The sequence below is a fragment of the Terrihalobacillus insolitus genome (assembly GCF_028416575.1).
Taxonomy (GTDB): domain Bacteria; phylum Bacillota; class Bacilli; order Bacillales; family Amphibacillaceae; genus Terrihalobacillus; species Terrihalobacillus insolitus.
The window spans coordinates 47946-56681 of record NZ_JAMQKB010000019.1 but is presented as its reverse complement, the minus strand read 5'-3'; the positions used below and the strand labels follow the sequence as shown (position 1 = coordinate 56681).

Annotated in this window: 4 protein-coding genes and 1 CRISPR repeat array; all 4 genes read right to left on the bottom strand. The window is 32.6% G+C overall.

Annotation, left to right across the window (positions count from 1 at the left end):
• Positions 1-351: 351 nt before the first annotated feature.
• A CRISPR array of direct repeats spans positions 352-2957; the repeat unit is 36 nt; unit sequence GTCTCATTAATACCTAAAATCACAGGGTGCTAAAAC.
• Between the two features lie 16 nt (positions 2958-2973).
• The 4 genes from NC797_RS14615 to cas9 are packed head-to-tail and all read right to left on the bottom strand — an operon-like array spanning position 2974 to position 8410.
• Complete coding sequence (locus NC797_RS14615) at positions 2974-3990, bottom strand: hypothetical protein (RefSeq protein WP_272437547.1); 1017 nt, start codon at positions 3988-3990, stop codon at positions 2974-2976.
• Between the two features lie 12 nt (positions 3991-4002).
• Entirely contained in the window at positions 4003-4296 is a 294-nt protein-coding gene (cas2, locus tag NC797_RS14610) for a CRISPR-associated endonuclease Cas2 (RefSeq protein WP_272437546.1), read from the bottom strand.
• A 19-nt stretch (positions 4297-4315) separates the two neighbouring features.
• The gene (gene cas1 / locus NC797_RS14605) at positions 4316-5230 is read right to left on the bottom strand and encodes a type II CRISPR-associated endonuclease Cas1 (RefSeq protein ID WP_272437545.1); all 915 of its coding nucleotides are present in this window, start codon (positions 5228-5230) and stop codon (positions 4316-4318) included.
• Between the two features lie 9 nt (positions 5231-5239).
• Positions 5240-8410 (bottom strand): type II CRISPR RNA-guided endonuclease Cas9, encoded by a 3171-nt coding sequence (cas9, locus tag NC797_RS14600; RefSeq protein ID WP_272437544.1) that lies wholly within the window; start codon positions 8408-8410, stop codon positions 5240-5242.
• Positions 8411-8736: the final 326 nt, after the last annotated feature.

Genomic DNA, 8736 nt, shown 5'->3' with positions numbered 1-8736 from the left:
TAAGATAGTTATATAAAAATGAATAAAACACACAAGCCAAGGGATGAAAAAGTAAAGTTTTTCATCCCTTTACAATAGTATAAACACGGACGAAATAGATTATTACGAGAGCAAGGAAAAACGAACGGAAGATCTCGAGAGATTATTAATAAAGAGGAAATAATTACAAACTGAAAACAACGAAATGAAAAAGATATTAGCTAGATAAGGTATTGAGGTAGACCTTTAGAAGTTTATCGTAAAATCCCGACAACATATTGACTATTGTTTATAGCCAGTGGCATTGTGTGTGCCTAACAATGGGCAGCCACGTCATTGCCACTGGCATTTGAACCGACACTGAACCAGACTGCGGACATAATACCTAAAATCACAGGGTGCTAAAACGGTGTGGGAATTTCTCTATAAGATAATGGGGTCTCATTAATACCTAAAATCACAGGGTGCTAAAACCTGGAGTCGTTTTCTTATCTTTTTTCTGTTGTCTCATTAATACCTAAAATCACAGGGTGCTAAAACCGATTGCCTTCTTCTTCAAGAACCGCTACAGTCTCATTAATACCTAAAATCACAGGGTGCTAAAACCTTTGAGTGCGTCAATCACTATGTTATCTGGTCTCATTAATACCTAAAATCACAGGGTGCTAAAACTTGTGTTGAGATGTGGTTTCAAATAATAATGTCTCATTAATACCTAAAATCACAGGGTGCTAAAACAGCGACATGGATTCAAGAAATTACAATACAGTCTCATTAATACCTAAAATCACAGGGTGCTAAAACCACGAAGAAAGATAATCAGTACGATTGTAGGTCTCATTAATACCTAAAATCACAGGGTGCTAAAACTATGTAGACATGATTAAAAAGCAAGGCAAAGTCTCATTAATACCTAAAATCACAGGGTGCTAAAACCAATTGAGACTCGATCGTTATGCATTTTTAGTCTCATTAATACCTAAAATCACAGGGTGCTAAAACTATAAATATTATGCGCCAAAGTTAATCGATGTCTCATTAATACCTAAAATCACAGGGTGCTAAAACGCCAACGTTAGTTGTGTCCGCACTTGTATTGTCTCATTAATACCTAAAATCACAGGGTGCTAAAACAACAACGAATGCTTGAAGTGACTTATGATAGTCTCATTAATACCTAAAATCACAGGGTGCTAAAACGTGACCACAAATTTGTTCATCTTGAAACTCGTCTCATTAATACCTAAAATCACAGGGTGCTAAAACCCATTTGACACCGTTTGGCTCCAACCAAGAGTCTCATTAATACCTAAAATCACAGGGTGCTAAAACCATCAGTTCGGGCGGTTCGGGAGATGCGGAGTCTCATTAATACCTAAAATCACAGGGTGCTAAAACTTCAAACTTTGACTTAGGCTTATCATCCTGTCTCATTAATACCTAAAATCACAGGGTGCTAAAACAAAAATGGGAAACGGTAGGATTATATGTAGGTCTCATTAATACCTAAAATCACAGGGTGCTAAAACCAAAAGCAACTTCAGTAGGCCCACACGCTAGTCTCATTAATACCTAAAATCACAGGGTGCTAAAACCTGGCAATAATTCTAAAAGTTCCTCTTCTAGTCTCATTAATACCTAAAATCACAGGGTGCTAAAACATACATCGAATTTGGCACCGGTAAATTTGTGTCTCATTAATACCTAAAATCACAGGGTGCTAAAACTGATAGCAGTTGTTACCGTATCACCGTTTGGTCTCATTAATACCTAAAATCACAGGGTGCTAAAACATAGTGAAACATCGTTATAGTAACAGGCGAGTCTCATTAATACCTAAAATCACAGGGTGCTAAAACCCATTTCAAAACCGTGTTCATCCATGATGGGTCTCATTAATACCTAAAATCACAGGGTGCTAAAACTGGCTTCTGCGGCAGGGATAGCAAAGGCACGTCTCATTAATACCTAAAATCACAGGGTGCTAAAACCTGCTATATTTTTGTATCGACTTTGCCAATGTCTCATTAATACCTAAAATCACAGGGTGCTAAAACCTACATCACGACTATCCGTTACTAAGTTCGTCTCATTAATACCTAAAATCACAGGGTGCTAAAACTATGTAAATGATAAGGTATGTAATTATCAGGTCTCATTAATACCTAAAATCACAGGGTGCTAAAACTGAAGAAGAGTGGTTAATGTTAGCGAAGAAGTCTCATTAATACCTAAAATCACAGGGTGCTAAAACATAATACAAGTCATACAGACTCTAACTATTGTCTCATTAATACCTAAAATCACAGGGTGCTAAAACGCCATTCTTGACGTAATCGATCTTGTTCAGTCTCATTAATACCTAAAATCACAGGGTGCTAAAACCCTGTGGTACAAGGTCTATGGTAGCTTGTGGTCTCATTAATACCTAAAATCACAGGGTGCTAAAACTTCCAATCCTTTTTCTTTTGCAACTTCTCGGTCTCATTAATACCTAAAATCACAGGGTGCTAAAACAGTAAAAAAAAGAAGAAAATCTCTTTATGGTCTCATTAATACCTAAAATCACAGGGTGCTAAAACCTGCCTGGACCTTACCTTTTGCAAACATTTGTCTCATTAATACCTAAAATCACAGGGTGCTAAAACTTAATTGCGTCTTTTTAAAAGCCAGTTCCAGTCTCATTAATACCTAAAATCACAGGGTGCTAAAACATCGGATTGTCATTTGTCAAATTCCCTACAGTCTCATTAATACCTAAAATCACAGGGTGCTAAAACCTGTTATTACATTTATCGTCAAAATGCTAAGTCTCATTAATACCTAAAATCACAGGGTGCTAAAACCTGATTATTCTCCTGCTGTAATTCCTCATTGTCTCATTAATACCTAAAATCACAGGGTGCTAAAACTTATTCCAGCGGCTTAAACAATGCAGCAAGGTCTCATTAATACCTAAAATCACAGGGTGCTAAAACCTCTAATGAAAATATATCACATTTTTTCATAAACATCCATTATATACTCAAATACTGGTTTATCAACATTTTCAGAGGTTAATTCGATTGAAAAATTCAATTTCAATCTTCTCATAACAAAAACAAATACATATAAATCAATGGATTTAAATAAAATTACATCCGATTGTTTGTAATTTGATACAGTAGGGCTTAACTCGATTAATTCAATATATTTTCTCATTATAAACAAAAAGCTTAACTTCAATTCGTCCTGCGTAAAAGGAAGTGGGCTTTCCCATTCCAAATCATGGATTAGCTCTTTGGTAATCAGTTGCCTTCCATTTTTATAATAATTGTTTCCATCGAATTCATCGGAGAGAAAGCTGTTTGATTTTGTTATGACAAAAACATTTATTTGTTCAGTTATACTCATCAACAACTCTTTCATTTCTAACTGTTCCCTCGGACTTAGTAAATCTTCGGGAAAAACAAAGAACAGTAATAAGGGGCTTTTATACTTGTTTATTAAATAACTTTTGATTATTGGTAATAGGATTTTATTTTGATTCAAAACCTTATTTGATTCATTACTACTATTTTCCAAATTAATATCTAATTCGATTAACTTCATTATTGAATCAACAGTAAGTGGTTTTGTTTTTATCGGAAGATTATCTATACCAGTACCTAACAAGTCTTGTAATAAGGTGTTAATTGTCAACATATACCCATCTGTCTCTATATTGTTAATTAATTGCATTTTAATCTGATCTTTCATTAAGGTTTTTGAACCTAAGGTGGTCTCTTCAGACATGATTTGGTTTGATAATTTAATCGCCAAATAATCACGATAATTAATTTCGTCATAATCTTGTAATATATCTTTAATTACTATAGAATTTTTCAATTTACTCTTTGACTGAAAATATTGAAGGATAGGGTCAATAATTGAATCCAGATTTGTAGAATAATCTATAAAGAGCGAACTGTATGTAGAGAGATTTATTTGATATGTATTGTTTTCTGTATTTACTAACCATTTCATATTCATTAGTATCACCCTTTAAAATTCGATCGTCCTATTTTCACCAAGGATCTCAAGATTTCGATTTTCCTCCCCAACCAGTATAGCCATCTGTTCAAATTGCTTCTCAGTAATTATCATTGAGCGAACATGACCATTTTTAGGCAAAAATCGTCTAATAAGGTTTATTGATCCTTGCGCAGCCTCTTTGTTTAGACATGATTTAATATAGATAGAGTACTGCATCATTAAAAAACCATGTCTTATTAATTCTTTTCTAAATCTATTATAAGTCCTAACCTGTGCTTTTGTTTCTACTGGTAAATCAAACATAATCATAACTCTCACGAATCTATAACTCATACATTTTTATTTTTTCAATACTTGGTAATTTCAATTTTTCTGATTTACCAGAATCAAAGAACTCGAAAATTGAATTCAGAAAAATTTCGATAGCACGTATAACAGTTTGAGACTTATTATCGATTAAGACCTTGGTATGAAGTAAATTAATCAATTTAACTCTGTATTCCTTCGTTAAATAACCATTTGGTGGGGAACTTATCACAAAATAATCAACGATAGGCCGAAATGGTTCAATGATGTCCGAGGCTAAATTATTAGGGTTTCGAACGCCTTTATGGTGAATGCCTAATCCAGGTATTAATCCTTTTGCAACAATAGTTCTTGCTATAGCAGAATGAAGAATAGCATATCCATAATTCAATGCTGCATTTTCAATATAGTTTAGGTTTGAACGGGTATAACCTTCATTAAAGAAACTATTAAAGTATATCCTCGCAGCTTGTCCCTCAATATTAGTTACATCACCAGGCTCAATAGAGCTACACATTTCTGCCATTTTCTCAATGCGATTAATTTCAACTACATTTTGTTTCATTACTATTAACTGATTTAATACTTTTTGTTTTATTATAAATTGCCACAATAGTTGCTTTTTGGGTTCTTCCCAATTGAGTTGTTTCATCATTTGCATATGTTGGCCAAAGTGCCCTGAAACTGGGTGGATTACACATTCAGGTAAGTATTGTTGATTACATAAGAGTACTAGGACATTATTTTTCGATAACTCGACCATTAATCTGCTAGTTAATTTGCATGCCAAATCTTCAATTATCAAAGCAAATATATCTCTTAAGGGAATTTTCACATCTAAATCGCCTTGTACGACTCTTAAATTATCCTGTTGTACAGACATTAGACCAACATTACTTACATGAATGACACGCCACCCCACCCAAGCCATCTCCTTTTATTATTCTTTTGGATAAAAGAATTTTATTTTTTCATTTTTATTGATGTATCTATTTCCCAACACGTCTGTAGAAATCTTATTAAATGAAGAAGTGTTTTTACTAATATATTTAAAGATTCTATTTGTCTTAATATTGTTGATTCTACTATATTCCTTATAATCATTCGTTATATTATTTATTTCAATTTTGTTAACTGTATCTTGGTTAACACCTATTAATCTATACTCTTCTCTATTTATTTCCAATAAATCGTTTTTATATAAGCTAAAAATAAAATTTTTTACATTTTCTATACTTTTAGCCCTAAGCTTGTCATGATAAACTTTTTCATCAAGGATGAAGCCGTCCTTTATTTCGATTAAATCATTGTAACGAATAGTTATAAATTTATAGACCCCATCATCAAAAAAAACATCCATCCTAAAAGGTTTAAGGGAAAGATTTACTACTCGCTTATTTTTCGAGGTGAACTTATGAGACATATCCTTGTGTTCTTTCAATAAAGAGCCATAATATTTCATCGATTTAATAATAGGGCCATTTCCCCTTTTACTATATTTCCGAACAAATTCTCCTTCCTCCTCGTGGAATTTATACAGAGGATTTTTAGCTTCACTATATTGATCCATTATTTTTTTCAGTTGTTCAAATGTCTGTCGATCATTATGATACATCAGCAATTTATCCGGATTCTTATTGATTAGTTTGGATAATTTATCATTGTCTTTATCATACAAATTTTTAATTTTTTCAATAACATATTCCTTGTTATCTTTTTTCCGTGTCGAATATAATGTATCATTCATTAATTGTCGATTCGGCTTCTTATCTATTCTATGGGAGTATTTAAAGTTTTTATAATTTTTCACCGCTTGAATTTTGTGATATTTATCGGTAAACGTTGCTTTGAAAGTAGATTCGTCTAAAATTTCTCCAGTTTCCCTGTCAGCCTTTTTATCTTCTGAAAGAATCATATTTTGATTTACAAATTCACTTTTTTGTTCAAAAATATAACTTGCCATGGCAACAATAAGTGCATCTTCAGCGTGATGTTTAAAATCTACTCCTCGGTCTTTTTTAAACTTCCATAAATTGCGTAAATAGTTCGTGAATGAACCATTTATTGACTTTACTTTTACCCCTTTATTATTTTCTTTAAAAAATGCTGATAATAGAAATAATATTTCACGAGTTGCGTATCTTGTATCAACCAAATTTCGATTAATAAATTCTTTCTGAACATCAAATTTATTAATATCCCGTTCTTCTAGTAAATAATGCAGTTTTTTCTTCGGTATCTTGTCTTTTGACTTAGCTAGCTGCAACACATGTACTTTAAATTTTTCATAGGATACGGATGTCTCGTTGCTACGAAAATATTGAAACGGGGTCATGTTTCCTTTTTGCTGATTTTCTTCTCTTGCTACAAGAACCCGGTTATTCTGTGAATCGTCAAATGAAACAGACCGAGGAATAATATGATCAATTTCGTATAAGCTCGGATTGTTCAATAATTTATCCAGAGGAATTGGTCTCAATGAATATAAACAAAAACCATCCTGAAGGTGCCACAACCGTAGCATATTAAAAAGGCCCTTCGATGCATTGATATCCTTTGATTCTAACTTTTCTTTCACTTGCCTATTTAAAGCAGCATTTTTTTTATTTAGATCATTTAAAAAGTTCTTTTTATCTTGACTGTTTTTTTCTCGCGCTAACTCTATTACTATTTCCTTTGGCGTTCCATATTTTTTCATAATTTCATTAATTACTCGAATTGACTGCTTTAAAGATCTTTTAACTACTGGTGATAAAATCCAATCATCAATGTGATCATAAGGAATATATTTTCTGTTAGTTAATTTAACCTTTTCTGGGCTAATCCCCATTTCAGAGAACAATTCCATTTGATTTTTTGGTGTTGACCATAAATCCGGCAAAATTTGCTTAATTAATTTCAAACTTAGTGAATGAGTTTTGCTATAATTCAACTTGCTTAATTCGTTTAGTTCTTCCTCGTTAACTGGGAGATTTAATTTTTCTAGTTCTTCTTTTACATCCTCAGGTGATTGAAATATTGTTGTTATTTCAGCAATTTGATCCAAAAGATCAGGATTATTAATTAATAACTGTTTTTCAGTTATTTTCCTTACATCATGATAAATTGTTAACTGAGTAAAAATTGGAGTCCCCGACGCATTTACCTTATACCCTTTTATATCATGAACCTCGACATCTAGTTGTTTAGCCAATCTAGTTAATGTTACATTTTTGTATTTTATAAAAACTTCAGATACCATGTTTTCTTTTTCCACTTGGGTTAACTTATCATTTTCATCACGATTTATAACCAAATTGTTCAATTCGTTTAATAAATTAAATAGCTGAGCGGAATATGATTCTTTAACAGCCCTAAGTTCTTCTGGATAATAACTACATCTACCCATCATTTCTTCATACCATTTTTTAATATCTTGATCCCATCCGTACTGACTCCCAAAACCAGGTCCTTCATAGTATTCACGGCGCGTTTCAATTAGATTTATATACTTCTCAATAAATTCAGAATCAATTTCTCGATAATAATTGGCTTGTGTTTTCAGAATCTGTTTAGCTTCTTTAACATAATCCGATGTTTTAAAACGATTTTCATGCCCTCTTACCTGGCCGTTTTTGTCTAATCTTTCTAATTGAAGCTCGCAGACATACCTATCAACTAAGTTTTTTTCATTTCTATTGATTTGTTCTTTTGTAGATAATTCATTTTCATTTTTATCTGCTTCAGATGCCTCTACATTATGTATTCCACGGCGTTTACCTAAATGCACTAAGGCTACGGCTATATCATTTTTTGATAGTTTTTCACTTAAGCCTTTTACACGAATATGATAAGGAGTATTTATATCCCGATAATCTATTTCTTCAACATCATTAATAAGTTCAAATTCTTTTAACAAATTTTTTATACGTTGAATACGATGGCTTCTTCTTCTTAGTAAGCGACGTGTACTGCGATAACTCCTCCTGCCATTATTATTAGATACATCGGCTTCAGGAAACAGCCTTGTTCCCGCATCTACTATCTCTTGTTTCTCATCGATTACTCCCCACCCAACTGATCCAATACCGATGTCTAGACCTAGCGTATAATTCCCATCATTTGTTTTCAAATCTTATCCCTCCATCTCTTATATTTGAATTTATTTCCATTATACCTCTGAGTTTTAATTTTTTCCACAAAAAAAGAACCTGCCATTAAATTGACAAGTTCTTTTAGATCCGGTTTGGATCAAATCCGGCACAATGGCCTTATTTTAGCAGATCCAAATGACCTTAGGTATTAAAAGTAATCCGTCGATTACTTTGAGACATTTCCATAATACCTTAAATAACCTTTACTGTCAACTATAATTTTAAATGAGTTTTGCGTTGTACCTATTTTTAGCGAAAAACGAAAAACGAAAAATCCTCTACAAGGCTCTATTTGTTTAAAAAA

Bases quoted from the DNA above. Each gene is read 5' to 3' on its own strand.
- NC797_RS14615 (WP_272437547.1), bottom strand. From the start codon at position 3,990: ATGAATATGAAATGGTTAGTAAATACAGAAAACAATACATATCAAATA.
- cas2 (WP_272437546.1), bottom strand. From the start codon at position 4,296: ATGTTTGATTTACCAGTAGAAACAAAAGCACAGGTTAGGACTTATAAT.
- cas1 (WP_272437545.1), bottom strand. From the start codon at position 5,230: ATGGCTTGGGTGGGGTGGCGTGTCATTCATGTAAGTAATGTTGGTCTA.